This window comes from Bradyrhizobium sp. WSM471 (assembly GCF_000244915.1).
GTDB lineage: Bacteria > Pseudomonadota > Alphaproteobacteria > Rhizobiales > Xanthobacteraceae > Bradyrhizobium.
In genome coordinates this window covers 709,605-733,791 of the sequence record NZ_CM001442.1, presented here as the reverse complement: position 1 = coordinate 733,791, position 24,187 = coordinate 709,605, and the positions used below count along the sequence as shown (strand labels likewise).

27 protein-coding genes, 1 other RNA gene and 1 pseudogene are annotated in these 24,187 nt (G+C 64.5%); 14 read left to right on the top strand and 15 right to left on the bottom strand.

The genetic code is table 11. The annotated features are described in order from the left end of the window. Window positions 1-26: 26 nt before the first annotated feature. Both BRA471DRAFT_RS03465 and BRA471DRAFT_RS03460 read left to right on the top strand, forming a co-directional pair. Window positions 27-329: a GIY-YIG nuclease family protein gene (locus BRA471DRAFT_RS03465; RefSeq protein ID WP_007604681.1), complete on the top strand. Its 303-nt coding sequence runs from the start codon at window positions 27-29 to the stop codon at window positions 327-329. 86 nt (window positions 330-415) lie between these two features. Next, window positions 416-1,780 (top strand): MFS transporter, encoded by a 1,365-nt coding sequence (locus BRA471DRAFT_RS03460; RefSeq protein WP_007604680.1) that lies wholly within the window; start codon window positions 416-418, stop codon window positions 1,778-1,780. A 127-nt stretch (window positions 1,781-1,907) separates the two neighbouring features. On the opposite strand, the gene BRA471DRAFT_RS03455 is transcribed toward BRA471DRAFT_RS03460, so the two are convergent. From BRA471DRAFT_RS03455 to ffs, 5 genes are all read right to left on the bottom strand, one after another. Further along, window positions 1,908-2,345, bottom strand: a complete 438-nt coding sequence (locus BRA471DRAFT_RS03455; RefSeq protein WP_007604679.1) for a hypothetical protein — start codon at window positions 2,343-2,345, stop codon at window positions 1,908-1,910. Window positions 2,346-2,370: 25 nt separating this feature from the next. Further along, window positions 2,371-2,973 (bottom strand): recombination mediator RecR, encoded by a 603-nt coding sequence (gene recR / locus BRA471DRAFT_RS03450; RefSeq protein ID WP_007604678.1) that lies wholly within the window; start codon window positions 2,971-2,973, stop codon window positions 2,371-2,373. Between the two features lies 1 nt (window position 2,974). Beyond that, window positions 2,975-3,304 (bottom strand): YbaB/EbfC family nucleoid-associated protein, encoded by a 330-nt coding sequence (locus tag BRA471DRAFT_RS03445; protein WP_007604677.1) that lies wholly within the window; start codon window positions 3,302-3,304, stop codon window positions 2,975-2,977. A gap of 25 nt (window positions 3,305-3,329) precedes the next feature. After that, the gene (locus tag BRA471DRAFT_RS03440; RefSeq protein WP_007604676.1) at window positions 3,330-5,147 is read right to left on the bottom strand and encodes a DNA polymerase III subunit gamma/tau; all 1,818 of its coding nucleotides are present in this window, start codon (window positions 5,145-5,147) and stop codon (window positions 3,330-3,332) included. 94 nt (window positions 5,148-5,241) lie between these two features. Then, window positions 5,242-5,338: signal recognition particle sRNA small type (gene ffs, locus BRA471DRAFT_RS35870), an RNA gene on the bottom strand. 234 nt (window positions 5,339-5,572) lie between these two features. Here ffs and BRA471DRAFT_RS03435 point away from each other — a divergent pair. The 6 genes and pseudogenes from BRA471DRAFT_RS03435 (at window position 5,573) to BRA471DRAFT_RS03415 (ending at window position 9,679) form a co-directional block, all read left to right on the top strand. Continuing rightward, on the top strand, window positions 5,573-6,328 hold the full coding sequence (locus tag BRA471DRAFT_RS03435; protein WP_035974609.1) for an SDR family oxidoreductase: 756 nt from the start codon (window positions 5,573-5,575) through the stop codon (window positions 6,326-6,328). Between the two features lie 98 nt (window positions 6,329-6,426). Then, a pseudogene (locus tag BRA471DRAFT_RS37800) lies at window positions 6,427-6,606 on the top strand (cycloisomerase); the annotation flags it as partial. Between the two features lie 164 nt (window positions 6,607-6,770). After that, window positions 6,771-7,190 carry an HIT domain-containing protein gene (locus BRA471DRAFT_RS03430; RefSeq protein ID WP_007604673.1) on the top strand — a complete coding sequence of 140 codons (420 nt, stop codon included), beginning with the start codon at window positions 6,771-6,773 and terminating at the stop codon, window positions 7,188-7,190. Window positions 7,191-7,201: 11 nt separating this feature from the next. After that, window positions 7,202-8,140 (top strand): NAD(+) diphosphatase, encoded by a 939-nt coding sequence (gene nudC, locus BRA471DRAFT_RS03425; protein WP_007604672.1) that lies wholly within the window; start codon window positions 7,202-7,204, stop codon window positions 8,138-8,140. Between the two features lie 8 nt (window positions 8,141-8,148). Then, on the top strand, window positions 8,149-9,102 hold the full coding sequence (locus BRA471DRAFT_RS03420) for a sugar kinase (RefSeq protein ID WP_007604671.1): 954 nt from the start codon (window positions 8,149-8,151) through the stop codon (window positions 9,100-9,102). A 67-nt stretch (window positions 9,103-9,169) separates the two neighbouring features. Continuing rightward, window positions 9,170-9,679, top strand: coding sequence for an Lrp/AsnC family transcriptional regulator (locus BRA471DRAFT_RS03415; protein ID WP_007604670.1), 510 nt, complete (start codon window positions 9,170-9,172; stop codon window positions 9,677-9,679). Window positions 9,680-9,847: 168 nt separating this feature from the next. On the opposite strand, the gene BRA471DRAFT_RS03410 is transcribed toward BRA471DRAFT_RS03415, so the two are convergent. From BRA471DRAFT_RS03410 to BRA471DRAFT_RS03375, 8 genes are all read right to left on the bottom strand, one after another. Then, window positions 9,848-11,347, bottom strand: a complete 1,500-nt coding sequence (locus tag BRA471DRAFT_RS03410; RefSeq protein WP_007604669.1) for a phosphomannomutase/phosphoglucomutase — start codon at window positions 11,345-11,347, stop codon at window positions 9,848-9,850. Window positions 11,348-11,504: 157 nt separating this feature from the next. After that, the gene (locus BRA471DRAFT_RS40100; protein WP_341850294.1) at window positions 11,505-11,639 is read right to left on the bottom strand and encodes a HepT-like ribonuclease domain-containing protein; all 135 of its coding nucleotides are present in this window, start codon (window positions 11,637-11,639) and stop codon (window positions 11,505-11,507) included. Between the two features lie 200 nt (window positions 11,640-11,839). Further along, window positions 11,840-12,136 (bottom strand): nucleotidyltransferase family protein, encoded by a 297-nt coding sequence (locus BRA471DRAFT_RS03400; RefSeq protein ID WP_050992535.1) that lies wholly within the window; start codon window positions 12,134-12,136, stop codon window positions 11,840-11,842. Window positions 12,137-12,198: 62 nt separating this feature from the next. Then, window positions 12,199-12,708 carry a TIGR02281 family clan AA aspartic protease gene (locus tag BRA471DRAFT_RS03395; protein ID WP_007604668.1) on the bottom strand — a complete coding sequence of 170 codons (510 nt, stop codon included), beginning with the start codon at window positions 12,706-12,708 and terminating at the stop codon, window positions 12,199-12,201. A 261-nt stretch (window positions 12,709-12,969) separates the two neighbouring features. After that, window positions 12,970-13,905: a transporter substrate-binding domain-containing protein gene (locus BRA471DRAFT_RS03390; protein WP_007604667.1), complete on the bottom strand. Its 936-nt coding sequence runs from the start codon at window positions 13,903-13,905 to the stop codon at window positions 12,970-12,972. A gap of 243 nt (window positions 13,906-14,148) precedes the next feature. Continuing rightward, window positions 14,149-14,739, bottom strand: a complete 591-nt coding sequence (locus tag BRA471DRAFT_RS03385; protein WP_007604666.1) for an SCO family protein — start codon at window positions 14,737-14,739, stop codon at window positions 14,149-14,151. A 24-nt stretch (window positions 14,740-14,763) separates the two neighbouring features. After that, window positions 14,764-14,958 (bottom strand): hypothetical protein, encoded by a 195-nt coding sequence (locus BRA471DRAFT_RS03380; protein WP_007604665.1) that lies wholly within the window; start codon window positions 14,956-14,958, stop codon window positions 14,764-14,766. A 108-nt stretch (window positions 14,959-15,066) separates the two neighbouring features. Continuing rightward, window positions 15,067-15,588 carry a hypothetical protein gene (locus BRA471DRAFT_RS03375; protein WP_007604664.1) on the bottom strand — a complete coding sequence of 174 codons (522 nt, stop codon included), beginning with the start codon at window positions 15,586-15,588 and terminating at the stop codon, window positions 15,067-15,069. A 294-nt stretch (window positions 15,589-15,882) separates the two neighbouring features. On the opposite strand from BRA471DRAFT_RS03375, the gene BRA471DRAFT_RS03370 reads away from it, so the two are divergent. From BRA471DRAFT_RS03370 to BRA471DRAFT_RS03355, 4 genes are all read left to right on the top strand, one after another. After that, window positions 15,883-17,541 carry an FAD-binding dehydrogenase gene (locus BRA471DRAFT_RS03370; RefSeq protein WP_035974607.1) on the top strand — a complete coding sequence of 553 codons (1,659 nt, stop codon included), beginning with the start codon at window positions 15,883-15,885 and terminating at the stop codon, window positions 17,539-17,541. Then, window positions 17,542-18,462: a PHB depolymerase family esterase gene (locus tag BRA471DRAFT_RS03365; protein ID WP_007604662.1), complete on the top strand. Its 921-nt coding sequence runs from the start codon at window positions 17,542-17,544 to the stop codon at window positions 18,460-18,462. Window positions 18,463-18,558: 96 nt separating this feature from the next. Next, window positions 18,559-18,909, top strand: a complete 351-nt coding sequence (locus tag BRA471DRAFT_RS03360; RefSeq protein ID WP_007604661.1) for a RidA family protein — start codon at window positions 18,559-18,561, stop codon at window positions 18,907-18,909. Between the two features lie 109 nt (window positions 18,910-19,018). Then, window positions 19,019-19,384 carry a nuclear transport factor 2 family protein gene (locus tag BRA471DRAFT_RS03355; RefSeq protein ID WP_007604660.1) on the top strand — a complete coding sequence of 122 codons (366 nt, stop codon included), beginning with the start codon at window positions 19,019-19,021 and terminating at the stop codon, window positions 19,382-19,384. A gap of 303 nt (window positions 19,385-19,687) precedes the next feature. Here BRA471DRAFT_RS03355 and BRA471DRAFT_RS03345 read toward each other — a convergent pair whose 3' ends face one another. Next, window positions 19,688-20,608, bottom strand: a complete 921-nt coding sequence (locus tag BRA471DRAFT_RS03345) for an amino acid ABC transporter substrate-binding protein (RefSeq protein WP_007604659.1) — start codon at window positions 20,606-20,608, stop codon at window positions 19,688-19,690. A 12-nt stretch (window positions 20,609-20,620) separates the two neighbouring features. Continuing rightward, window positions 20,621-21,916: a dicarboxylate/amino acid:cation symporter gene (locus tag BRA471DRAFT_RS03340; protein ID WP_007604658.1), complete on the bottom strand. Its 1,296-nt coding sequence runs from the start codon at window positions 21,914-21,916 to the stop codon at window positions 20,621-20,623. Window positions 21,917-22,123: 207 nt separating this feature from the next. Between BRA471DRAFT_RS03340 and BRA471DRAFT_RS03335 the strand changes: the two genes are divergently transcribed. Together BRA471DRAFT_RS03335 and BRA471DRAFT_RS03330 are read left to right on the top strand one after the other, a co-directional pair. Beyond that, entirely contained in the window at window positions 22,124-23,125 is a 1,002-nt protein-coding gene (locus tag BRA471DRAFT_RS03335; RefSeq protein WP_007604657.1) for an NADP-dependent oxidoreductase, read from the top strand. Between the two features lie 152 nt (window positions 23,126-23,277). Beyond that, entirely contained in the window at window positions 23,278-24,141 is an 864-nt protein-coding gene (locus BRA471DRAFT_RS03330; protein ID WP_007604656.1) for a hypothetical protein, read from the top strand. The last annotated feature ends 46 nt before the right edge of the window (window positions 24,142-24,187 follow it).

The window sequence follows — 24,187 nt, the reverse complement described above, 5'->3', positions numbered from 1 at the left end:
GATGACAGCGGAGCGGGAGGCGGCAGATGGGCGGGCGCTGCTACTACGTTTATATCCTCGCCAGCAAGATCGGCGGAACGCTGTACATTGGCGTGACAAATGATCTCATCCGCCGCGTGGCGGAGCATAAATTGCAGTTGGTCGAGAGCTTCACGAAGGAATATGGCGTTGTGAAGCTAGTCTATTTCGAGCAATTCGATGATCCCGAGAATGCGATAAAACGCGAGAAGCGCCTGAAAAAATGGAAGCGCGACTGGAAGATTGCGCTGATCGAGAAGGATAATCCTGATTGGAACGATCTCTATGCGGGGATCGCAGGTCCGCCATAACTCCGGCCTCTGGAATACTGGGTCGCCCGGTCAAGCCGGGCGACGACACCTCACTTGTGGCCGCCAGAATCTGCTAACACCACCCCATGACCGCACCCGACGCGACCTCCCCCGCCAGTCCCGACACGGCTCCCACCTCCTGGCGTGACAGCCTTGCCGTTTACCTGCAACCGCGGGTGCTGATCGTGCTGTTCCTCGGTTTCTCGTCCGGGCTGCCGCTGGCGCTGTCGGGCTCGACGCTGCTGGTGTGGATGCGGGAATCCGGCGTCGATCTCAAGACCATCGGGCTGTTTGCGCTGGTCGGCACGCCCTACACGCTGAAATTCCTGTGGGCGCCGCTGGTGGATGCGATGCATGTGCCGCTGTTCACGCGCACGTTCGGGCGGCGGCGCGGCTGGCTGCTGTTCTCGCAATTGCTGCTGATCGCAGCGATCCTGCTGCTGGCACTGACCGATCCCGCGCGCTCGCCGTTCTACGTCGCGCTCGGCGCATTGCTGGTGGCGACGGCCTCGTCGACGCAGGACATCGTGGTCGACGCCTTCCGCGTCGAGAGCCTGCCGGAGAGCGAGCAGGCCGCCGGCATGGCGTCCTATGTCGCGGCGTATCGCATCGGCATGCTGGTCTCGACCGCCGGCGCGCTGTTCATCGTCTCGGGCTTCGAGAGCACCGGCATCACCCGCACGTCCGCCTGGATGTGGGGCTATGTGGTGATGGCGGCGATGGTGCTGATCGGGACGATCACGGCGCTGGTCGCGACCGAGCCCGAGCAGTCGTTGCGGGCGGAAGCCGCGACGCAGACGCAGACCGCGTTGGCGCGGGTGCTGCACGCGGCGATCGGCGCTTTCTCGGAATTCCTGACGCGCAAGGACGCGCTCGCCGCGCTCGCCTTCGTCGTGCTGTTCAAATTCACCGACGCCTTCTCCGGCACGATGACCGCGCCGTTCGTGATCGACCTCGGCTTCTCCCGCAACGACTATGCGGCGATCGTGAAGGGCGTCGGCCTCGCGGCGACGCTGATCGGCGGCTTTGCCGGCGGCTTCGTCGCGCGGCGCTATTCGCTTGCGACCAGCCTCTGGATCGGCGGCGTGGTGCAGGCGCTCGCGAACCTCTCCTTCTCGTGGCTGGCCTTTGTCGGTACCAGCCAATGGGCGCTCGCCTTCGCCATCACCTGTGAGAACTTCACCAGCGCCATCGGCACGGTGATCTTCGTCGCCTATCTTTCGGCGCTCTGCCAGAACCCGCTGCACACGGCGACGCAATATGCGTTGCTCACCGCGCTTGCCGCGGTGGGGCGGACCTATCTCTCGTCAGGCGCCGGCTTCGTGGCTGATACCACCGGCTGGCCGCTGTTCTTCGTGATCTGCATGCTGGTGGCGATCCCGAGCCTGGTGCTGCTGGCCTGGCTGCAGAAGCGCGGGCACTTTGACGCGCTGGGGCCGGTGAGGGTTTAGGTCGACTCTCTCACCTTCGTCATTGCGAGCGACGCGAAGCAATCCAGACTGCCGCCGAGGAGACGGTCTGGATTGCTTCGTCGCAAGTGCTCCTCGCAATGACGGAGAGAGCAGAGCGCCCCGCACCCTACTGCTTCTTGATCAGGCTCCACTTCGTGATCACGGCCTCGCTCATCTGGCCGGGATCGCTGGCGCAGGCGATCTCGTCGACCTTGACCGAGATCTCCTTGCCGGTGAACGTCTTCAGCTGTGCGGCTTGCGCATCGCCGCTGGGAACGAGCTGGAAGGTTTCGGGCCCGGTCTCGAGATTGCACAATCCGTTCGGCGGCGGCAGCCGGCGCGGCTCGGAGGTGATCTGGTACATGGCAATCCGCTTGCCGACGTTCTTGACGTCGCGCACTTTCATCGTGTTCAGCTCGCCCGAGAGCACCTCGCCGGCATTGATCGGCTTGCCGGGCCTCGACGGCGGCGGAGCCCCGTCGTCCTGCTGCGCGGAGATGGCCGGCGTCGCCAGCATCGTCAGCGTCGCGACCAAAGCCCATCGTTTGGCGAAAAGTTTCGTCATGTCGTCCGTTCCGTAAGTCTGATGGCTAGAACAGGGTACGCTGCCGCATCGCGGCGGATAGCGTACCTTCATCGAGATAATCAAGCTCGCCGCCGACCGGCACACCATGGGCGAGCCGGGTTACTTTTACGTTGGCGTCCTGAAGCAGGTCGGTGATGTAGTGTGCCGTGGTCTGGCCGTCGACGGTGGCATTCAGTGCCAGGATGACCTCATGCACCTGCGCCTCATGCGCGCGCGCGACCAGCGCCTCGATGGTGAGGTCCTGCGGGCCGACGCCGTCGAGCGGCGACAATGTCGCGCCCAGCACGTGATAGCGCCCTTGGGTGGCATTGGCCCGCTCCAGCGCCCAGAGATCGGCAACGTCGGCAACGACGACGATGATCGAGGGATCGCGCCGCGGATCGGTGCAGACCGTGCAGGGACTTTGCGTGTCGATGTTGCCGCAGGTCTTGCAGACCTGGACCTTCTCGAGCGCGACCTGCATGGCCGAGGACAGCGGCATCATCAGCGCTTCGCGCTTCTTGATCAGATGCAGCGCGGCGCGCCGCGCCGAGCGCGGGCCAAGGCCCGGCAGCCGCGCGAGAAGCTGGACCAGCCGCTCGATTTCAGGACCTGCAACAGCGCCCATCCTACTGGCCGAACAGCCCCGACAGCCCCGGCGGCAGGCCGAGCCCGCCGGTGAGCGACTGCATCTTCTCCTGCATGGCGGCTTCCGCCTTGCGGCGGGCCTCGCCGAACGCGGTGACGAGCAGATCCTCGAGCACCTCGCGCTCTTCCGCCTTCATCAGCGAAGGATCGATCCTGACGCCCTTGACGTCCATCTTCGCGGTCATGCGCACGGCGACGAGGCCGCCGCCGGAGATGCCCTCGACCTCGACGTTGGCGAGTTGGTCCTGCATCTCCTGCATCTTGGATTGCAGCTGCTGCGCCTGCTTCATCATGCCGAAAATATCGACCATCGGTGCTGTCCTTGGAAAATTGGCTCTAGAGATCGTCGCCGTCGGAACCGTCGGGCGGATCGTCACTGCCATAGTCGGCATTAATATCGGATTCCGGCGCCTCGGGGGCAAGCCTGCGGACCTCGACGACCTTCGCGCCCGGAAAACGCGACAGCACCTCGCGCACGCGCGGATCGGCCTCGGCGGTGCGCGCGTGTTCCTGCTTGGCCGCCTGGCTCACCGAGCGCAGCGTCGGCTGGCCCGGCTCGTTGGAGACGATCACGGTCCAGCGGCGCCCGGTCCAGAGCTCGAATTTGCGCGCAAGATCGGAAATCATGGTCTTAGAGGCGTTGGGCTCGAGCGCAACCTCGAGCCGGCCTTCCTCGAAACGGACGAGGCGCATGTCGCCTTCGAGCGCGCCCTTGGTCAGGAGGTCGCGCTTCTGCCCGGCCAGCGCAACGAGCTGGGTGAAGCTCGTGACGCGCAATACGGGCGCGGCAGCTTGCGGATCCGGGGCGGGCGCAGCCATTTGCGGACGGGCACCACCGCCGCCGAACGAGGACGGTGACGAAGTCGGCATGCGAATTGGCGCTGCGGACGCCACCGGCCCGGCCGGCGCGTTGCGCGCGGCACCGCCGCCGCTCACGACCGGCGAACCGCCGCCGTTCTGCTCCAGCATCTTGAGCGCTTCGTCCGGCGTCGGCAGGTCGGCGACATAGGCGATGCGCACCAGCACCATCTCGGCGGCAGCCGCGGGCCGCGTCGCGGCCTGCACCTCGGTGATGCCCTTGAGCAGCATCTGCCACATCCGGGACAGAACGCGCATCGAGATCTTCGAGGCGAAATCCCGCGCGCGCACGCGCTCGGTCTCGCCATAGGCAACGTTGTCGGCAGTCGCCGGCACGATCTTCACGCGGGTGACGAAATTGACGAATTCGGCGAGATCCGAGAGCACGACGATCGGATCGGCGCCGACGTCGTACTGGTCGCGGAACTCCCTGAACGCGGATGCGATGTCGCCACGCGCCAGCGAATCGAAAAGATCGATGACCCGGGTGCGATCGGCGAGCCCCAGCATCTGCCTGACGGCATCGGCCTTCACGGTGCCTGCCGCATGCGCGATCGCCTGATCGAGCAGCGAGAGCGAATCGCGCACCGAGCCTTCCGCGGCGCGCGCGATGATGCCGAGTGCTTCGGGCTCGATCTCGACGTTTTCCTTTGCCGCGATGTTGGCGAGATGCTTCATCAGCACGTCGGCCTCGACGCGGCGCAGGTCAAAACGCTGGCAGCGCGACAGCACGGTCACCGGAACCTTGCGAATCTCCGTCGTGGCGAACACGAATTTGGCGTGCTCCGGCGGTTCCTCCAGCGTCTTCAGGAAGGCGTTGAACGCCGCCGTCGACAGCATGTGGACTTCGTCGATGATGTAGACCTTGTAGCGGGCACTGGCCGGCGCGTAGCGGACGCTGTCATTGATCTGACGAACGTCGTCGACGCCGGTATGCGAGGCCGCGTCCATCTCCAGCACGTCCATGTGCCGGCTTTCCATGATCGCCTGGCAATGCACGCCGAGCGTCGGCATCTGGACCGTCGGGCCCTTCACCGAGCCATCCGGCATCTCGTAGTTGAGCGCACGGGCAAGGATGCGCGCGGTGGTGGTCTTGCCGACCCCGCGGACGCCGGTCAGGATCCAGGCCTGCGGAATGCGGCCAGTCTCGAACGCATTGGAGACGGTGCGGACCACGGCCTCCTGGCCGATCAGATCGTCGAATGAGGAAGGACGGTATTTCCGCGCCAACACCCGGTAGGGCGTGCTGGCCTGGCCGGCGCTATCAGGGTTGGGAGGGGCGCCAGCGTCGGTCATCGGTCGATCCGCAATGAAGTGTCTTTCGGCCGGCTTTGCGGAAAGGAGCGCGCTGGCGGCCCGAGCCGCCGGCGCAATTCGCTCGGAAAAACAGGTAGGAGACTGACGAGCGACCCGATCCGGACCTCGTTAGGGCTGCTTCCTTCCGGACCTGACCCGGTTGGCGAGTGGCTCGTCCACCGCCAATCTCCCGGTCCCTATTTGGGGCCAAAAGGACCGGAAAGCAAGCGGGTATCGGCTTGAACAGGCTGGGCTTCATGGTGGCATGGTGGCTTGCCCAGCATCCGGGCAATTCCCGGTCTGCCCAGCCGATAGACCCGGCGCTGCTGGTGAGCGACAATCCGCGGGAGGCGGCGACGCGCGCCTTCCTCAGCCATTTCCTTCCACCGCACCGGCGCATTGCCGCCGGCCACAACGGCTTCGTGATGTCCGAAATCAATCGCGTCTATCTCGTCACCGGCGCCGCCAGCGGCATCGGCCGTGCCACAGCAAAACTGCTCGCAGCTCCCGGCGTCGGGCTCGTGCTGCATACCCGATCGAATGAGGACGGCCTCAAGGCGACCGCCGCGGAAGCCAAAGCAAGCGGCGCGGCTGTTGCAACATGCCTCGGCGATCTCGCCAATGAAGTGGCCCTGACGCTTGCTTGCGCGACCGCCCATCTCGATTTTGGCCGGCTTGACGGATTGATCCTGGTCGGAGGTCACGCCCGGCGCGGCAGCGCGATCGGCACGCCCGCGGATCAATTCCTGCAGGCGATGGACGAATCGGCCCTCGCCTTCACACGTTTCGTCAAGCTTGCTCTTCCGCAGCTGCGTGCGGGACGAGATGCGCGGATCGTGGCGGTATCGTCCTTCGTGGCGCATGCGATTCGACCCGAATTCGCGCCCTTCGCCGCGACGGCTGCGAGCCGCTCCGCGCTCGAAGCGCTGGTACGGCTCACTGCAGTCGAGCTCGCCAAGGAGGGCATCACCGTCAACGCAGTCGCGCCGGGCCTCATCGTCAAGGACAAACCAAGCGAAAGCCGGCTTTCACCCGAGCAGATCGCCGCGACCGAGGCGCTGATCCCGATGGGCCGCCGCGGGCGGTCGGAGGAAGTCGCCGAGATCATCGCCTTCCTCGCCTCGCCAAAAGCGTCCTACGTCACCGGCCAGGTCTGGCACGTCAATGGAGGCCTGACATGACCGAAGCGACCGTCGAACGTCTCAGGCTGTCCTGGTCGGAAGCGCGATCAAGATGGCGCATCCAGGGCGTCGGCAATTTCATCTAGAAGGTCAAGACCGGCGTGAAGCCGCATCGCGAGGATCTCGAGCACCTCCCCGCGATCCGCAACGAGTTCGACGACAAGGTCGACCTTCGCGTCGATTACAACCAGGCCTTGGCGCCGTTCGGCGCCATCAAGATCTTGCGCGACGTCGGGCAATTTGCGCCCGAATCTTCGCCAAACCCAATCCGGTGGTAAGGGGTCCTGGATCTGCGCTGCGCTTGTCCAGGACGACGATCGCGTATGCGGCTGCCGCGGAGCGCGATCCTTCCCCTATCGGAATCGCTGTCGTATGGTCCGCATAAATATTCAGGGGTTCCGCCCCGCCACGCCCGACCCCATCGGGCCATCCGGAAACCTTCATGTCCGAACCCGCCTGGTCGCTGCACTCCCGCCTGAAAGAGGACACCATCGACATCGGCGATTTGCCGCTGTCCAAGGTCTTGGTCATCAAGGACGCGCATTATCCCTGGCTGTTGCTGGTGCCGCGGCGCGCGGATGCGGTGGAGATCATCGATCTCGACGAGGTGCAGCAGGCGCAATTGATGACGGAGATCTCCCGCGTCTCGCGCGCGCTGAAGGAGATCACCAGATGCGACAAGCTCAACATCGCGGCACTCGGCAACCTCGTGCCGCAGCTTCACGTCCACATCATCGCGCGCCGTACCAGTGACGCCGCCTGGCCGCGGCCGGTCTGGGGCGTGATGCAGCCCTTGGCGCACGACGCCACCGAGGTGCAGAGTTTCATCAGCGCGCTTCGCCGCAAGATCTGGTTGGGTTGAAAGAACAAGAAATGTCAGCATTCGATTCGTTTCCGCTGGGGCAGCCGGCCTTCGTCACCAACATTCTCGACCGCGCCGCGCATCTGCGCCGCGACGACGAAAAGCTGTTCGCGATGGAGCAGAAGCCGTCCTCGCGCGCCTATGTCGTCTACCGCGACTCGCTGCTGGTGAAGCGCGAGGGCGAAAAAGTACGCGCGCTGCTCGGAATCGACGAGGCGCTGAAATGCGGCGCCAATCCCGGCACGATCTTCCTCGGTCTGCGCGACGGCGCCGCGATGTTCGGTATGGGCCTGTCGCAGGCCGCGTCCGAGAAGCTGGTCGGGCGCGAGGACTACGCTCTCAGCGAGCTGCGCGGCATGGCGATGCAGGGCGCGGTGCCGCCGCAGGAGCTGTCGGCGATCGCGATGGCGAAATCGATGGTGAGCTGGCATCAGCGCCACGGGTATTGCGCCAATTGCGGCACGCGCAGCGCGATGAAGGAAGGTGGCTGGAAGCGGGAGTGCCCGAGTTGCAAGGCCGAGCATTTCCCGCGCACCGACCCCGTCGTGATCATGCACGTCGCCGCCGGCGAAAAGTGCCTGCTCGGCCGCCAGAAGCAGTTTCCGCCGGGCATGTATTCGTGCCTCGCCGGTTTCGTCGAGGCCGCCGAGACCATCGAGGACGCGGTCCGGCGCGAGATTTTCGAGGAGTCGGGGATCCGCTGCACCGACGTGCAGTATTACATGACCCAGCCGTGGCCCTATCCGTCGTCGCTGATGATCGGGTGCAGCGCGCGGGCCGTGAGCGAGGACATCGTCGTCGATCACTCCGAGCTGGAGGATGCGCGCTGGTTCACGCGCCAGGAGGCGGCCTTGATGCTGACGCGGACTCATCCGGACGGGCTCGCCGGCCCGCATCCGTTTGCGATTGCGCATCATTTGCTTGGCCGCTGGGTGCACGACAAGAGCTGAGACCGGAGATGGCGCACTCTGTGATCGCGCCGCGCATCCTCTGCATCGGCATTCCCGTGCGCGACCTGGCGTTTCGGGTCGAGGCCGTGCCCGCGCGCGGCAGCAAGGCCAACGCCACGCATCTTGCGGAGATTTGCGGCGGCAACGCACTCAATGCGGCGATCTCGATCGCGCGGCTTGGCGGCCGCGTCGCGTTCGCAGGTCCGATGGGCGATGCGCGGGAGACGTCGAGCGGCTTCATTCTCGAGCGCATGGCATCGGAGAATATCGACACAAGCCATATCGTGCGCATACCTGATGCGACCACGCCCGTCTCTGCCATCATCATTGACCCGACGGGCGAGCGAACGCTCACGATCTATCGCGATCCGGCCCTGTGGACAGTCGAGCTGCCCGACGCCGACAAGCTGCTCGCCGATTGTCAGGCAGTCCTCGTCGAGAGCCGCTGCGCGTCGTTCTGCACGGACCTCTGCACTGAGGCACGCCGGCGCGGCATTGCCGTCATCGTCGGCGTCGATCGCGCGATGTCGTTGCACGACGGACTGCTCACGACAGCGTCGCATCTACTATTCGCCAGCGAACAGGTTCAGCAGACCGCCGGCATCGCCGATGACGGCGATGCGTTGAAGCGCCTGGCCGCGCTCACGCCCGCCTTCCTCGCCGCCACCCGCGGCCCGCGCGGCACGATCTGGCTGAACGAGGCCAGAGAGATCGAGGAGACGCCGGCGTTCGCAGTTCAGGCGGTCGATACGCTCGGCGCCGGCGACGTCTTCCATGGCGCCTTCACGCTTCGCCTCGCCGAAGGCGGCCGCGTGGGGCGGGCGCTGCAATTCGCCGCGGCCGCCGCGGCGCTGAAATGCACCCGCCATGGCGGTGGCCTGGCCGCCCCGCAACGCGTTGAAGTTGAAGAACTTTTGCGAGGCGAGCACCGCAGCAATTCGAAGGACGCGCTGAGAATATAAGCTTGCCGTGGAAAGATTTTCTCTATATCAGGGAAAACGTCCCTTGAAATGGAACAAAGTTCTTCAAATGACCGATCTCGCCGTCCCGCTCCCCGAGACCAGCCGCCGCCTCGACGCCATCGACCGCAAGATTCTGATGGTGCTGCAGGACGATGCCTCCCTCTCCGTCGCCGAGATCGGCGACCGCGTCGGCCTGTCCTCGACCCCCTGCTGGAAGCGCATCCAGCGCCTGGAGGCCGACGGCGTGATCACCAAGCGGGTGGCACTGGTCGACCAGAACAAGATCGGGCTCGGCATCTCCGTGTTCGTGTCGGTCGAGAGCTCCGACCATTCCGACGCCTGGCTCAAGAAGTTCGCCGAAGCCGTCAGCGCCATGCCCGAGGTGATGGAGTTCTATCGCATGGCCGGCGACGTCGACTACATGCTGCGCGTCGTCGTCGCGGACATGCAGGCCTATGACGTCTTCTACAAGAAACTGATCAGCGCCGTGCCGCTGAAGAACGTCACCTCACGCTTCGCGATGGAGAAGATCAAGTCGGTCACCGCGCTGCCGATCCCGGCGGTGGTGGCGGCTTAGGGTTCACCACACGCAAACTGCCATCGCCCAGCACGACCGGGCGATCCAGTACGCCGTAACGACTGAAATCGATCGAGAAGCCTCGGCTTACTGGATGCCCCGCCCCCCGTGCGCAATTGCGCACTAGGCGGGGCATGACAGCGGCGTGCCTGGCGACTTGCTTGCGCCTCAAATCTTCTGATTGTACTCGCCGACTTCGGGATGGGTGCGCAGCACGCTGTTCACCATCTCGAACATGTCATGCATGCGCTGCTCGGAGACCGGGCTCTCGACCACGACGACGAGCTCGGGCTTGTTGGAGGAGGCACGCACCAGGCCCCAGCTGCCGTCCTCGACCGTGACGCGGACGCCGTTGACGGTGACGAGATCGCGGATCGACTGGCCGCCGATCTTGGCGCCCTTGGCCTGCAAGCCCTCGAAGTGCTTCACCACTTTGTCGATGACGCCGTACTTCACCTCGTCGCCGCAATGCGGCGACATGGTCGGCGACGACCAGGTCTTCGGCAGCGCGTTCTTGAGATCGGCCATCGACTTACCGGGGGCGCGGTCGAGCATGTCGCAGATCGCGAGCGCCGACACGAGACCGTCGTCATAGCCGCGTCCATACGGCTTGTTGAAGAAGAAGTGGCCGGACTTCTCGAAGCCCGCGAGCGCACCCGTCTCATGGGTGCGGCGCTTCATGTAGGAATGCCCGGTCTTCCAATAGGTGGTTCTTGCACCCTGCTTCTGCAGCACCGGATCGGTGATGAAGAGGCCGGTCGATTTCACGTCGACGATGAACTGTGCGTCCTTGTGGATCGCGGACATGTCGCGCGCCAGCATCACGCCGACCTTGTCGGCAAAGATCTCCTCGCCGGTGTTGTCGACGACGCCGCAGCGATCGCCGTCACCGTCGAAGCCGAGACCCACATCGGCCTTGTGCTGCAGCACCGCGTCGCGGATCGCGTGCAGCATCTCCATGTCTTCGGGGTTCGGATTGTATTTCGGGAAGGTGTGGTCGAGCTCGGTGTCGAGCGGGATCACCTCGCAGCCGATCGCCTCCAGCACCTGCGGCGCGAACGCGCCGGCAGTGCCGTTGCCGCAGGCCGCGACGACCTTGAGCTTGCGCTTGAGCTTCGGACGGCTGGTGAGATCGGCGATGTAGCGCGCCGGATAATTCTCGTGGAATTGATAGGAGCCGCCGGCCTTGTTCTTGAACTCGGCGCCCAGCACGATCTCCTTCAGCCGCGTCATCTCGTCGGGGCCGAAGGTCAGCGGGCGGTTGGCGCCCATCTTCACGCCGGTCCAGCCATTGTCGTTGTGCGAGGCCGTGACCATGGCGCAGCAGGGCACGTCGAGGTCGAACTGGGCGAAATAGGCCATCGGCGTCACCGCGAGCCCGATGTCGTGCACCTTGCAGCCTGCCGCCATCAGGCCGGAGATCAGCGCATATTTGATCGAGGCCGAATAGCCGCGGAAATCGTGACCGGTGACGATCTCTTGGCTGACGCCGAGCTCCGCAATCAGCGCGCCCAGCCCCATGCCGAGCGCCTGGATTCCCATCAGGTTGATTTCCTTCTGAAACAGCCAGCGCGCGTCGTATTCGCGAAAGCCCGTGGCCTTCACCATCGGTTCGGATTCGAAGGCATAGGTGTTGGGCAGCAACACGGATTTCGGCTTGGGGAACATTGAGACGGTCTCGTAAAAAAGAGCCAGATTTGATGCAGCCTTAGCGAATGCCGGGCTGCAGCGGAAGGCGGGAATGGCAGCTTATGGATGATAATTGCGGCAGTTTGGTAACGGGGTTTGTACCCGCAACGAGATATGCATCTCTGACCAGAATGGGCTAACTCTGCAGGCGCGCAACCCCCTCTTCAACGACCGCCCTTAGAGGCGGAAGACCCTGTTGAACCGTCTCCCACACAAAGCGGGCTGCAACGTCCTCATAGTTGTGGCGATAGACATTGCCCGCAGCCGCCATCTGCTTCCACGCGATCGCTGGGTGCCTCGTTTTCAAGTCATCAGGCGCGGCGAGATGCTTCTGAAATGATCTCCAGGCACCGCGTTACCGCGTAGACGGTCCGTAGATCTGCCGCGAACCCATCGCGATCACGGTCTCCGGCGAACTCGATCGCCAAATCGATGTGATACAAGACGTCGCGGAGAGTCCCCTCGATGCGATCAGAAGGCATAGACAGTGTCAGCCGTCGCTGCGGGAGCGACGTATGATTTCAGGCCGTCCCGGTTGACGACGTCAACGGGCTCGTCAAAAAGATTGGCAATATATTCTTTGAGCTCGACGTAATCGAAGACCGTGATCCGCGCATCGGGATCGATCTCGACCATGATATCGACATCACTGCCGGAATGACTTTCGCCCCTCGCCACCGAGCCAAACAACGCTGCATGCAAAACGCCCCGCTTGCGCAGGGCCGGTTCAGACTGTCGCAGGATGGCAATCGCGTCGGGACTGTTCATGGGCAGAATATAGCATGCCGCCCGCCTCAGTGGGAGGGCCTAGCGAGGCCGCCGGGGCGAACTTACTGCTCCAGCACCATCTGACCGTTGGCGTATTCGAAGCGCTTGAGGCGAGAGAGGAAGGAGAGGCCAAGCAGGTTCTCGGACAGTGCTTCGTCGGGCAGCACCATGGCATCGACATCGCGCACGACGAGGCCGCCGATATCGAGCATGGCGATGCGGGTGCGCGCGGCCTTGATGGTGCCGTTGGCGGTGGAGACCGTGGCGCTGTAATCGCTGCGCGAGGGACGCAGGCCGAAGCGGGCGGCCGAGGTCTCGTTCAACGCAACCACCGAGGCGCCGGTGTCGACCATGAAGCCGATGCGCTGGCCTTCGATCCGGCCCTCGGTCTGGAAGTGGCCACGGCCGTCGCGGGGAATGTTGAGGCTACGGCCGCCGGCCGGCGCGGTGGACGCGACTGCTACCGTACGCTGCACCGACGTCGCCGAAGCGGAGCTCATCCTGTCCGCCATCTGCGCCATGAAGGTGCCGAGGCCGATCATGATCGCCGCGAAGATCATTATGTTACGCATCGCACCACTCGAAGCCGAAGCTCGATTTCACCACGCGGGAGGCCGCTCCGCGAGCGACGCTGCGGCCAGAGCGGTGCTATTTTGACGAAAAGGATGAGTGGACGGTTAATGCGCCGGTCGTCGCCGATACGACATATATTCAACCTGAGGTGCCCGCGAAGCGCGCGTCTCGAAGGGCGAGGCCACCAGCGGGGCCGTCATCCTTCGAGACGCTTGCTACGCAAGCTCCTCAGGATGAGGAATTGGTAACGGCTCCTGGGACTAAAACGGGCTCACCGAGAAATACCGCAGCCACAGATCCGTGTAGCGGCCCTTCTCCCAGACGCGGAACATCGCCCAGTTCAGGGCCTGGCGCAGCACGTCGTTGCCCTTGCGCACGGCGATGCCGATGCCTTCGCCGAAGAAGCGGCTTTCGACGAAGGGACCGCCGGAGAACGCGCAGCAATCGCCGGAATCGGTGCCGTTGATCCAGAACGCGAGCGCGATGGCGTCGCCAAAGATGAAGTCGACCTCGCCCTTGCGAAGCGCGGCGCGCATCGCGTCGTCATTCGGATAGGGGTGCAGTTCGGCGTCGGTGAACATGGCCTTGAGATAGGCTTCATGCGCGGAGCCGGCGATGACGCCGACCTTCTTGCCTTCGAGATATTCGGGCCGGATCTCCGGCATCACCGCGTCCCTGCGCGAGGCGAAGCGCGCCGGCACGCGGTAATAGGGATCAGTGAAGTCGACCCGGGCGCGGAGCTGCGGGCTCACCGCCATCGAAGCGATGATGGCGTCGCCCCGGTTGGAGGCGAGTGCATCGACCAGCGTCTCGAAGCGGCGCATCTGCACCGTACAGGTGACCTTGATTTCTTCGCACAGCGCGCGGGCGAAGTCGACGTTGAAGCCGGCCGGATTGCCGTCGGCGCCGGTATAGTTGAACGGCGGATAGTCGGTCTCGGTCAGGAAACGGATCACGGTCAGGCGCGACAGGTCCGGCCGTTCCGGCCGCCGCCGCGGGTCCCAGAAGCCCGGCACAGCCTGCGGGGCGGCTTGCGGCGCGACCTGAGGTGAGGCTTGCGGCGCCACGGGGGGCTGCTTGGCCGGGGCCTGCGCCTGCGCGCACGTCGAAGCAGCGAGCAGGCAGACGCCGACGACCAGCCCGGTCAGCAAGCCACGGGCGGATTTGGACGATTTCGCCTGTTGCGATGGGGCCATCGGCTGAAAATGAACGAATTTCGTTGAGATCGGAGGGCCTTATAGCCCATCCGGCCGGGAACGCGAGCGCGGATTGCGGCCAGGGTGCGCTCCCTCCCCCGCTTGCGGGGGAGGGTCGGGGAGAGGGTCTTGCCACAGAGGGATAATCCCCCAGAGGAGAGAACCCTCACCCGGCGCTCCGCGCCGACCTCTCCCGCAAGCGGGAGAGACTACCGAGTACGCCGCGCGATCAGTCCGCCAAACTTACAGATACCGCTTCAACTCCACTGCGGCCTCTTCCGGCGTGCGCTTCAGGTTGAACGGCGAGACGAAGCGGCCGTCGCGATCCATCAGATAGATCAACGCGGTGTGGTCCATGGTGTAGTCGCCGTCCTTGGTCGGGACCTTCTTGGCATAGACCCGGTAGGAGGTGATCACCTTGGCGGTCTCGGCAGGATCGCCGCTGAGGCCCTCGAGGTGCGGGTCGAAGCTCGATAGATAATCCTTCATCGTCGCCGGCGTATCGCGCTCGGGATCGACCGAGATGAAGACGGCATTGACCTTATCGGCGTCCTTGCCCATCGCGCGCAGCACTTCCGAGATCTCGAACAACGAGGTCGGGCAGACATCGGGGCAATGGGTGTAGCCGAAGAAGATCAGGGTCGGCTTGCCCTTCAGGTTCTTGTCGGTAACGGCCTTGCCGTTCTGGTCGGTGAGCTGGAACGGGCCGCCGATCGCGGCCGGCTGCGCCACCTTGCTGACCCCGCCCATGGCCCAGAATACGATCAGGAGCCCGAGGACGAGGCTTGCGGCGAAGGCGGTCGCGATCACCAGCGGACGGGCGGTAGGGCTCATGAGCGGAAAACTTCCTGTCGCGGGTCAGAAGCAGGCGGCAAGACCGGTCCTGATCATTTCGAAGAAAACCTGGCTGCCGTAGTGGAACCAGAGCGCGAGCGCGCCGAGCACGACCAGGCCGCCGACGCCGGCACCGGCCAACAGCAGCACGAACGGCATCCGGCCGGCAGTGGGCGAATTGTCCGATACAGGATGGGCGGGGTGCAGTGGTTGAGCCATGACAACGATCGGGGTGAAGGCCAGAGTTCCCGAGCGTTCAAATAAGCTTTGCCCCGCCTGCGGGCAAGGCGCCGCTGGCTGGCAAACAATCCCGTCAGGCCGAGGATGTCAGTGCAGGAGCTGGCCCCGGGCGGATTCGAGCCGGTCCGCTTGCGGGAGTGGCCCGCGCGACGGCTTGTTGGCCGAGGCCTGCGCGTCGAGGTAGCAGGGCTTGTACATGGCCTGGAGCTGCCTGCCCTTCAGGAAGAGCATATGCGGGGTGAGGCCGCCGCGCTGATTGATCCAGCGCTTCACCTGCGAGGGATACATCGCATAGAGCATCTGGGTCGCTTCGGTATTCGTGACGGCGCGGCCGTTGCTGCCGAAATCCCACGCGGCGTGGAAGCCCAGTGTCGCGTGCGACGTCACGCAGATACGGTCAGGCGGGATGGCGCCGAGGACGATGGTGCAGGCGGAGGCGCAGAGACCGTCGATGATGACGGTATCGCCCGACTGTCGCAGGTCCTGGTATTTGTCGACGTAGGTTCCGATCCGGCCGCCGCGGTCATCCGCGATCCGAACCACTGCCTGAGAAGCGCCCATGCTCGCGATCAGGAGAACCGCCGCAAGCAACCCCGTCAGAAACTTCATTGGCCCCCGCCCCAGTCGAATTCGAATCTGTGTGTCAGGTGGTGATGCCCTGCTAGGGTCTGTCGTAACCGCGGTTTTGTCTAGGCATGCCGGCTCGTTCAAAACAAATTCAAATCCAGTGTTGCGCCGGCGCTGCACTCGGGCGCTCTTTTTCCCGAAGTGGAACAAGTTAACGATGTCTTACGCGCCACAACTCTTGATCTCAGCTGCAACCGCCGGCTTCAATCCGGGCAACTACAGGGGGGGAACCTGTGGAGGTGGAACACATGGAGGGGGGAACATATGGCCGAACAGATGGCTGAAGAGACTGACGTCATCGTTGTCGGCGCAGGACTGTCGGGCCTCGTGGCCGCAACCGAGATAGCGGACGCCGGCAAGCGCGTGATCGTGGTCGATCAGGAGGGCGAGCAGTCGCTCGGCGGCCAGGCATTCTGGTCGTTCGGCGGATTGTTCCTGGTCGATTCGCCGGAGCAGCGCCGGCTCGGCATCAAGGACTCCTTCGACCTTGCGATGCAGGACTGGCTCGGCACCGCCGGCTTCGACCGTGACGAAGATTTCTGGCCGCGGCAATGGGCCGAGGCCTATGTGGCGTTCGCGAACGGCGAGAAGCGTGCGTGGCTACGCGCGATGGGCCATCGCATTTTCCCCGTAGTCGGATGGGCCGAGCGCGGCGGCTACGACGCGATGGGCCACGGCAATTCGGTACCGCGCTTTCATGTCACCTGGGGCACCGGGCCCGGCATCGTCGAGCCGTTCGAGCGCCGCGCGCGCGAGGCCGTCAGAAGCGGCCGGCTGAGCTTTCGGTTCCGCCATCGCGTCGACGCGCTCTCGATCACCAACGGCACGGTGGATGGCGTCGGCGGCGCCATTCTCGCCCCGGATAATGTCGAGCGCGGCAAGAGCTCATCGCGCAAGGTCGTCGGCGAGTTTGCGTTGAAGGCGCAAGCCGTGATCGTCGCCTCGGGCGGCATCGGCGGCAATCACGAGCTGGTGCGGCAGAACTGGCCGAAGCGGCTCGGCGCGCCGCCGAAATTCATGATCTCCGGCGTGCCCGAGCATGTCGACGGCCGCATGATCGGCATCACCGAGGAAGCAGGCGCGCGGCTGATCAACCGCGACCGCATGTGGCATTATGTCGAAGGCATCCAGAACTGGTCACCGATCTGGCCGCGCCACGGCATCCGGATCCTGCCCGGACCCTCCTCGATGTGGTTCGACGCCACCGGCACGCGCTTGCCGGCGCCGCTCTTCCCCGGCTCCGACACGCTCGGCCAGCTCCAATACATCATGTCCACCGGCTACGATTATTCCTGGTTCATCCTGACCCAGAGCATCATCAAGAAGGAGTTTGCACTGTCGGGCTCGGAGCAGAACCCCGACCTCACCGGCAAGAGCTGGCGCATGACGATCAAGCGCGCCACCAACAAGGGCGCGCCGGCGCCGGTGGAGGCGTTCAAAAGCCATGGTGTCGACTTCATCGTGCGCGACAAGATCGAGGATCTCGTTGCGGCCATGAACGAGCTGGCCGGCAGCGACCTCCTCAAGCTCGAGCACATCAGGATGCAGATCGAGGCGCGCGACCGTGAGATTGCCAACCCTTACGTCAAGGACGCGCAGGTGATGAACATCCACAATGCGCGGCGCTATATCGGCGACAGGCTGATCCGCACCGCCTCCCCGCACCGCATCCTCGATCCCGCGCAAGGGCCGCTGATCGCGGTCAAGCTCAACATCCTCACCCGCAAGACGCTGGGCGGTTTCGAGACCGACCTCTCTTCGCGCGTGTTCGGCGAGGAGGGCAGCGTCATCCCCGGCCTCTACGCCGCGGGCGAAGCCGCCGGCTTCGGCGGCGGCGGCGTGCACGGCTATCGTTCGCTGGAAGGCACGTTCCTCGGCGGCTGCCTGTTCTCGGGCCGCAATGCGGGCCGGGCCGCGGCGAAGGCCGTGGGCTAGATGATGCGGCGGCGGCTGCGCATCGCGGCGTTTGTTGCGGCATTGGCCACCGCCTCGGCTGCGTCCGCCGATACGATCGACATCGACGGCGTGAAGCGGTCCTACACTGTGCAATTGCCGGCGAAGCGGCTCGTGCCGCTCGTCGTCGTGCTGCACGGCAAGACCCAGCGCGGCGCCGACATGATGACGCGGACGGCGTGGCCGCAGGTCGCAAAGCGCGAGGGGTTTGCCGTGGTCTTTCCTGATGGCCTGAACCACGCCTGGGCCGATGCGAGGACCAAGGCAGGACCGGCGCTCCGTGGCCCGCCCGCGGGCACCGACGACGTCGCCTTCATCGCAAAGCTCGTCGAGAAGCTGGTGGCGAACGGCACCGCCGACCCTCGCCGCGTCTATGTCACCGGCATCTCCAATGGCGGCGCCATGGCGATGACGCTGGTCTGCGCCCGCGCCGATCTGTTCGCTGCGGGCGCGAGCGTGAGCATGAATCTCACCGACGAGACCGCAGTCACATGCCATCCGTCGCGGCCGCTGCCGATGCTGCTGATGAACGGCACGGCCGATCCGCTGGTCCCCTACGAGGGCGGCCGCGGATCGAGCTATTATGCCGCCGACGGGTTCTGGTCCACCGAGGAGACGCTTGCGTTCTGGCGCAAGCTCAACGGCTGCGAGAGCGATAATGCCGACACGACCGATTTGCCCGACAGGGCTCCCGCAGACCAGTCCACGGTGACACGGATCTCCTCGCGCTGTCCTGAGGGGCACGACGTCGTGCTTTATCGCATCAATCAAGGCGGTCACCGCATGCCCGGATTTTCTCCGGATGCCCGCTTCCCGAAGGTCGCCGCCAGCTTGCTCGGATCGCAGAACCGCGACATCGACGCAGCCGAGACGATCTGGACGTTCTTCGGCCAATTTCCTTGAAGTGCAACGCATGCATAGCCAGCGACGCATGCGTGCCCGGGGTGGCACAGGGCAGGCGGCTGCGCTAGACAGGGCCGCCATTCAAAGGAGACCCCAATGAGCATTCAGCGTCTTGAAACCGGCCCGCGCATGAGCCAAATCGTCGTGCACGGCAACACCGTCTATCTCGCCGGTGTCGTCGCCAACAACGCCGCCGGCGAAAGCGTGACGAAGCAGACCCAGGACATCCTGGCGACCATCGACAGCCATCTCGCCAAGGCTGGCACCGACAAGTCGAAGCTGCTCTCGGCCACGATCTACATCACCGACATGAAGACGTTCGGCGAGATGAACGCGGTGTGGGACGGCTGGGTCTCGCCCGGCAACACGCCGGCACGCGCCACCGTCGAAGCCAAGCTCGCGGCGGCACAATACACCGTCGAAATCATGGTCACGGCGGCGAAGTAACTGCGGAAAATTCACGCGCGCTGATGACCTCAGAGGTAATCGATCAGCGCGCGTGAACCTTCGATAGTCAGGTCAGCCGAACGACACGGCGCCATCGAAGGAGACGACCATGACCGACCCCATCACCATCGCCCGCCGCTACATCGATCTCTGGAACGAGCGTGCAGCCGACCGCCGGCGCGAACTGCTGAGCCAGAACTGGACGGCGGATGCGAGCTATATCGATCCCCTGATGAAGGGCGACGGCCATGACGGCGTCGATGCGCTGATCGCAGGCGTGCAGCAGCGCTTCCCCGATTTCAAGTTCAAGCTGATCGGCGAGCCCAACGGCTACGGCGACCATGTCCGTTTCAGTTGGGGCCTTGGTCCCGAGGGCATCGACAGCCCGATCAAGGGGACGGATTTCGCCGTGCTGAAGGACGGCCGCATCAGGAGCATCACGGGATTTCTGGACCAGGTCCCAGCGGGCGCGTGAGCGCGCGCTGCTCGATGCAAGGCCCTCTCCCTGTATGGCAGGGCGATCGCATATGAAGAAGCATATGGCTGCAAGCTCGACTGCGGTCATCCTTCGAGACGCCCGCCTGCGGCGGGCCCTCAGGATGAGGGATGAGTATGCGGCAGCATTTCAAGGCAGATGGATGCAGCTGTGCCTCATCCTGAGGAGACCGCGAAGCGGTCGTCTCGAAGGACGAGGCGCTCGCTCAGGCGCCGCTGAGACGTCATATGCGATAGCGCTGCCCTCTAAGGAGAGGGCGCAGCGGCGCTCGTCGCACAAGCGCTAGTTATTCGCGCTCGCGGAATCGTCCATCGCCTTGAAGGCTTCCTCCAGCTGCAGCGAGATCGGCACGTTCAGCCGTTCGCCGGTCGGAAGCCGTGCGGTGAACCATTTGTTGTAGAGCGGGACGAGGTCGTGGTTGGAGCCGAGCTTGCGGAAGCTGCGATCGACCACCGCCGCCAGTTGCGGCTCGCCCTTGCGGAACATGATGCCGTAGGGGTCGTAGGACAGGTAATCGCCGGTGACGCGGAACTTGTCCTGTGCCTTGTGGCGCACGATCAAGCTGGACAGCAGGATGTCGTCGGTCGCGAACGCATCGGCCTTGCCGTCGACGAGCGTCTGGTACGACTGTTCGTGATCAGCACCGACAACGATGGTCAGTCCCAACGAGGACTTCTTGTCGGCCGCCTGGATCGCCTGCTCGTTGGTGGTGCCCTTCGTCACCACGATAGTCTTGCCCTTCAGATCAGTCAGTGACTGGACGCTGGAGGCTTTGGGCACCATCAGCTTGGTGCCGGCGACGAACATCAGCGGCGAGAAGGCAACGCGCTTGCCGCGCTCGGCATTCGCCGTGGTCGAGCCGCATTCCAAATCGATCTTGTTCTGGAGCACGGCGTCGATGCGGTCATCGGAGGTGACCTTGACGTAGGCGATCTTCAGATTGGGATCGTCGACTTCGACGCCGATCTCCTCGACGATGGCCTCGCAGAGCTCGAGGCTGTAGCCGATCGGCCGGTTGGCCTGGTCGAGGAAGGAGAACGGCGGCGAGCTCTCGCGATAGCCGAGCCGCACGGTGTGCGCGGTCTTGATCGCTGACAGCGTCGGGCTAAGCCCTTCGCTGCCACCGGTCTGGGCGGAGGCACCCGTTGCCAGCAGGCACGCTGCCAGCAACAGACCGCCCGATATCGCCATTGAAAGGCGCATGATGCACTCCGATCAATGGCCGGCCATCGCAGGCACTTCGCCGGGGATCATATCCCCCGGCACGGCATCGCCCGGTCCAAGCTCATGCTCGGGCCCGAGCTCGCCTTCCCATTTGGCCACGACCGAGGTTGCGAGCGTGTTGCCGATCACGTTGGTGGCGCTGCGGCCCATGTCGAGGAAGGTGTCGATGCCCATGATCATCAACAGCCCCGCCTCGGGGATGCCGAACTGCGACAGCGTCGAGGCGATCACCACGAGGGAGGCGCGCGGCACGCCGGCAACGCCCTTCGAGGTGATCATCAGGGTCGCCAGCATCGCGAGCTGGGTGCCGAGCGGCATGTCGATGTGATAGCTCTGCGCGATGAAGACGCTCGCGAAGGTGCAGTACATCATCGTGCCGTCGAGATTGAAGGAATAGCCGAGCGGCAGCACGAAGCTCGATATCCGCGACGAGGCGCCGAACTTGTTCAGCCCCTCCAGGGTTTTCGGATAGGCCGCTTCGGAGCTCGCGGTGGAGAACGCGATCATCAGCGGCTCGCGGATCAGCTTCAGCAGATGGGCGTAGCGCGGCCCGATCACGATGAAGCCCACGACCACCAGGATGCCCCACAGGAGCGCGAGCGAGAGATAGAACCCGCCCATGAAGACGATGAGCTTCCAGAGCACCAGCAGGCCGTTCTTGGCAACCGTCGCGGTGATGGCGGCCCAGACGGCGAACGGCGCGAACAGCATCACATAGCCGGTGACCTTGAGCATGATGTGGCCGATGTCGTCGATCAGCGCCAGGATCGGCTTGGAGCGCTCGGGCATCGAGCCCATCGCCACCGAGAAGAACACGGCGAAGATCACGATCTGCAGGATCTCGTTTTGCGCCATCGCATCCGCGATCGAGGTCGGGATCAGATGGGTCAGGAATTTTTCGATCGAGAAGGCGGAAACCGGCAGGCCGGTCGACTGCGCCTTGTCAGGCAGCGTCCCGGGGAAATTCGCGCCGGGCTGGAGCAGATTGACCATCACGAGGCCGAGCATCAGCGAGACGAAAGAGGCGCTGATGAACCAGCCCATGGTCTTGGCGAAGATGCGGCCGAGCTTGGAGCCCGAGCCCATATGAGCAATGCCGCCGACCAAGGTCGCAAACACCAGCGGCGCGATGATCATCTTGATCAGGCGCAGGAAAATCACGGCGATCAGGTTGATGGACGAGGCCCAATCGCCCCGCGTGTCGGGCAGGAAATTGTAGATCGCCGCGCCCATGATGATGCCGAGCACCATCGCGACCAGAATGAATTGCGTAAACCTGTTCGACATTGAACACCCCCGCTACACCGACCGCTTCATGATGTCGCAGATATGACGACCGCGCAACACGCTTGGCGTGCGGTCGTCGGAGCGGATGTTCCCGTTGCGAAACGGGCGCCCGCGATCTAGCCTTCACGCAGCGCACAACGAATGCGGCTTGCACGTTTTTCTTGCGGCAGCTGCATCAATAATCGTCAAACGACCGAGGGAAACATCATGAGCGGCAGCATCAATCGTCAGATTCTTCTGGTGGAAAAGCCCAGCGGCAAGCTCGGCCCCGAGCACTTCAAGATGGTCGAAGGTGAGATGCCTGAGCCGAAGGACGGCGAGGCCTTGCTGCGCGTTCGCTACATCTCGCTCGACGCCGCCAACCGCGCCTGGATGCACGGCGCGACCTATCGGTCGGCAGTCGAAGCCAACAGCGTGATGGCCGGCGGCGCCGTCGCCGAGGTCATCAGCTCGAAAGCGCCGGAGCTTGCGCCGGGCGACATCGTGTTCGGCGATACCGGCTGGCAGGAATTGGCGGCAGTGCCCGCCAAGCATCTCACCAAGATGCCGAAGCTCGAGCCGATGACGCATCTGCTCAGCGTATTCGGCATCGCCGGCCTCACCGCCTATTTCGGCCTGCTGGAGATCGGCAAGCCCAAAGAAGGCGAGACCGTCGTGGTCTCCGCGGCCGCAGGCTCGGTCGGCTCGATCGTCGGGCAGATCGCGAAGATCAAGGGATGCCGCGTTATCGGCATCGCCGGCGGCGCCGACAAGTGCAGCTGGCTGACCTCCGAGCTCGGCTTCGATGCCGCCGTCGACTACAAGGACGGCGCGGTGTTCAAGGCGTTGCGCGCGGCGGCTCCGAAGGGCATCGACGTCTATTTCGACAATGTCGGCGGCGACATTCTCGAAGCCTGCCTGCCGCAGATGAACAATTACGGCCGCATCGCATGCTGCGGCGCGATCTCGCAATATGACGGCGCTCCCTCGGCACACGGTCCGCGCGGCGTGCCCGGCCTGATCGTGGTGAAGCGGCTCGTCATGCAGGGCTTCATCGTGATGGACTACATGAAAGAGAGCCAGCGTGCGCTCGCCGACCTCCAGGCCTGGGTCACGTCCGGCAAGTTGAAGGTGCAGGAGGACATCATCGACGGCCTCGAGAATACGCCGAAGGCGCTGATCGGATTGCTGGCGGGCGAGAACCGCGGCAAGCGCATGGTCAAGCTCTGACGACGTAGTTAGGTCGCAATTGCAAAGCCAATATCTACTTGCGGTAGAGGTCGCGGCGGCCAATGATGTCGCGCGCGGCATCACCCGCGACGATTGCTTGCATCACATTTGAAAAATTGTCGGCATTACCGACAGGGCGGGAATTCACTCAGATGTTCAATACGTTGAAACATGCGTCTGCACGCGGGGCGTTGCTGGCGGCGGCTCTCTTCGCAACTGCAGCAGGCGCATTCGCACAAGCACCGACCGAGGCGCAGAAGAACGCGATCCGCTCCGCATGCCGCTCGGACTTCATGGCGCACTGTTCGAGCGTCACGCCGGGCGGTGTGGAAGCGTATCAATGTTTGCAGAAGAGCATGTCCAGCTTGTCCTCGGGATGCCAAACCGCAGTTCGCGCCGTCGAGCCTGCGGCGGCGCCGAAGACCGAAGCCGCGCCGAAGACCGAGGCTGCACCCAAGGACGCTGCACCCAAAGAGGCTGCACCCAAGGCGGAGGCCGCGCCTGCCGCGCCGAAGGCTGAATCCGCTCCCGCCGCAAAGCCGGCTGCCGCGGCCGCGCCCAAGGCCGCTGCAACCACGGCTGCAGCCAAACAGCCGAGCAGCGCCCAGGTTGCCGCCGTCAAGAGCGCGTGCCGCGCCGATTATCCCAAGGTGTGCGCCAGCGTGCCACCGGGCGGCGCGCCTGCGCTCGAATGCCTGGAGAAGAACAAGGCAAGGGTTTCGCCGGCCTGCGAGAAAGCGGTGAGCGCCGCGGCCGGCGGCGGTGGCGCGGCAGCAACGGCGGCACCTGCGGGCGCCGCTCCTCCGGCGGCAGCCGCGCCTGCCGTGATCGTGCTGCGCCCGTTGCGTCCGCGCGAAGAGCTGTTCATCGTCCAGTCCGCATGTCGCGAGGATGTCCGCACGCTGTGCGGCAGCGTGACGCCGGGTGGCGGTCGGATCATCCAATGCGTTGCCAACAATGCCGCTTCGCTGTCGCCCGCCTGCAAGGACGTGCTGGCGCCGTTCGCTGCACGCTAGAGAAGCGTGCTATCCGGTGGTCCGCTGTGCCAGGGTGCTGGTGGAC

Excerpts from the sequence above, each read along its gene's own strand:
- BRA471DRAFT_RS03465 (WP_007604681.1), top strand. The coding sequence starts at position 27 with ATGGGCGGGCGCTGCTACTACGTTTATATCCTCGCCAGCAAGATCGGC.
- BRA471DRAFT_RS03460 (WP_007604680.1), top strand. The coding sequence starts at position 416 with ATGACCGCACCCGACGCGACCTCCCCCGCCAGTCCCGACACGGCTCCC.
- BRA471DRAFT_RS03455 (WP_007604679.1), bottom strand. The coding sequence starts at position 2,345 with ATGACGAAACTTTTCGCCAAACGATGGGCTTTGGTCGCGACGCTGACG.
- recR (WP_007604678.1), bottom strand. The coding sequence starts at position 2,973 with ATGGGCGCTGTTGCAGGTCCTGAAATCGAGCGGCTGGTCCAGCTTCTC.
- BRA471DRAFT_RS03445 (WP_007604677.1), bottom strand. The coding sequence starts at position 3,304 with ATGGTCGATATTTTCGGCATGATGAAGCAGGCGCAGCAGCTGCAATCC.
- BRA471DRAFT_RS03440 (WP_007604676.1), bottom strand. The coding sequence starts at position 5,147 with ATGACCGACGCTGGCGCCCCTCCCAACCCTGATAGCGCCGGCCAGGCC.
- BRA471DRAFT_RS03435 (WP_035974609.1), top strand. The coding sequence starts at position 5,573 with ATGTCCGAAATCAATCGCGTCTATCTCGTCACCGGCGCCGCCAGCGGC.
- BRA471DRAFT_RS03430 (WP_007604673.1), top strand. The coding sequence starts at position 6,771 with ATGTCCGAACCCGCCTGGTCGCTGCACTCCCGCCTGAAAGAGGACACC.
- nudC (WP_007604672.1), top strand. The coding sequence starts at position 7,202 with ATGTCAGCATTCGATTCGTTTCCGCTGGGGCAGCCGGCCTTCGTCACC.
- BRA471DRAFT_RS03420 (WP_007604671.1), top strand. The coding sequence starts at position 8,149 with ATGGCGCACTCTGTGATCGCGCCGCGCATCCTCTGCATCGGCATTCCC.
- BRA471DRAFT_RS03415 (WP_007604670.1), top strand. The coding sequence starts at position 9,170 with ATGACCGATCTCGCCGTCCCGCTCCCCGAGACCAGCCGCCGCCTCGAC.
- BRA471DRAFT_RS03410 (WP_007604669.1), bottom strand. The coding sequence starts at position 11,347 with ATGTTCCCCAAGCCGAAATCCGTGTTGCTGCCCAACACCTATGCCTTC.
- BRA471DRAFT_RS40100 (WP_341850294.1), bottom strand. The coding sequence starts at position 11,639 with ATGGCGGCTGCGGGCAATGTCTATCGCCACAACTATGAGGACGTTGCA.
- BRA471DRAFT_RS03400 (WP_050992535.1), bottom strand. The coding sequence starts at position 12,136 with ATGAACAGTCCCGACGCGATTGCCATCCTGCGACAGTCTGAACCGGCC.
- BRA471DRAFT_RS03395 (WP_007604668.1), bottom strand. The coding sequence starts at position 12,708 with ATGCGTAACATAATGATCTTCGCGGCGATCATGATCGGCCTCGGCACC.
- BRA471DRAFT_RS03390 (WP_007604667.1), bottom strand. The coding sequence starts at position 13,905 with ATGGCCCCATCGCAACAGGCGAAATCGTCCAAATCCGCCCGTGGCTTG.
- BRA471DRAFT_RS03385 (WP_007604666.1), bottom strand. The coding sequence starts at position 14,739 with ATGAGCCCTACCGCCCGTCCGCTGGTGATCGCGACCGCCTTCGCCGCA.
- BRA471DRAFT_RS03380 (WP_007604665.1), bottom strand. The coding sequence starts at position 14,958 with ATGGCTCAACCACTGCACCCCGCCCATCCTGTATCGGACAATTCGCCC.
- BRA471DRAFT_RS03375 (WP_007604664.1), bottom strand. The coding sequence starts at position 15,588 with ATGAAGTTTCTGACGGGGTTGCTTGCGGCGGTTCTCCTGATCGCGAGC.
- BRA471DRAFT_RS03370 (WP_035974607.1), top strand. The coding sequence starts at position 15,883 with ATGGCTGAAGAGACTGACGTCATCGTTGTCGGCGCAGGACTGTCGGGC.
- BRA471DRAFT_RS03365 (WP_007604662.1), top strand. The coding sequence starts at position 17,542 with ATGATGCGGCGGCGGCTGCGCATCGCGGCGTTTGTTGCGGCATTGGCC.
- BRA471DRAFT_RS03360 (WP_007604661.1), top strand. The coding sequence starts at position 18,559 with ATGAGCATTCAGCGTCTTGAAACCGGCCCGCGCATGAGCCAAATCGTC.
- BRA471DRAFT_RS03355 (WP_007604660.1), top strand. The coding sequence starts at position 19,019 with ATGACCGACCCCATCACCATCGCCCGCCGCTACATCGATCTCTGGAAC.
- BRA471DRAFT_RS03345 (WP_007604659.1), bottom strand. The coding sequence starts at position 20,608 with ATGCGCCTTTCAATGGCGATATCGGGCGGTCTGTTGCTGGCAGCGTGC.
- BRA471DRAFT_RS03340 (WP_007604658.1), bottom strand. The coding sequence starts at position 21,916 with ATGTCGAACAGGTTTACGCAATTCATTCTGGTCGCGATGGTGCTCGGC.
- BRA471DRAFT_RS03335 (WP_007604657.1), top strand. The coding sequence starts at position 22,124 with ATGAGCGGCAGCATCAATCGTCAGATTCTTCTGGTGGAAAAGCCCAGC.
- BRA471DRAFT_RS03330 (WP_007604656.1), top strand. The coding sequence starts at position 23,278 with ATGTTCAATACGTTGAAACATGCGTCTGCACGCGGGGCGTTGCTGGCG.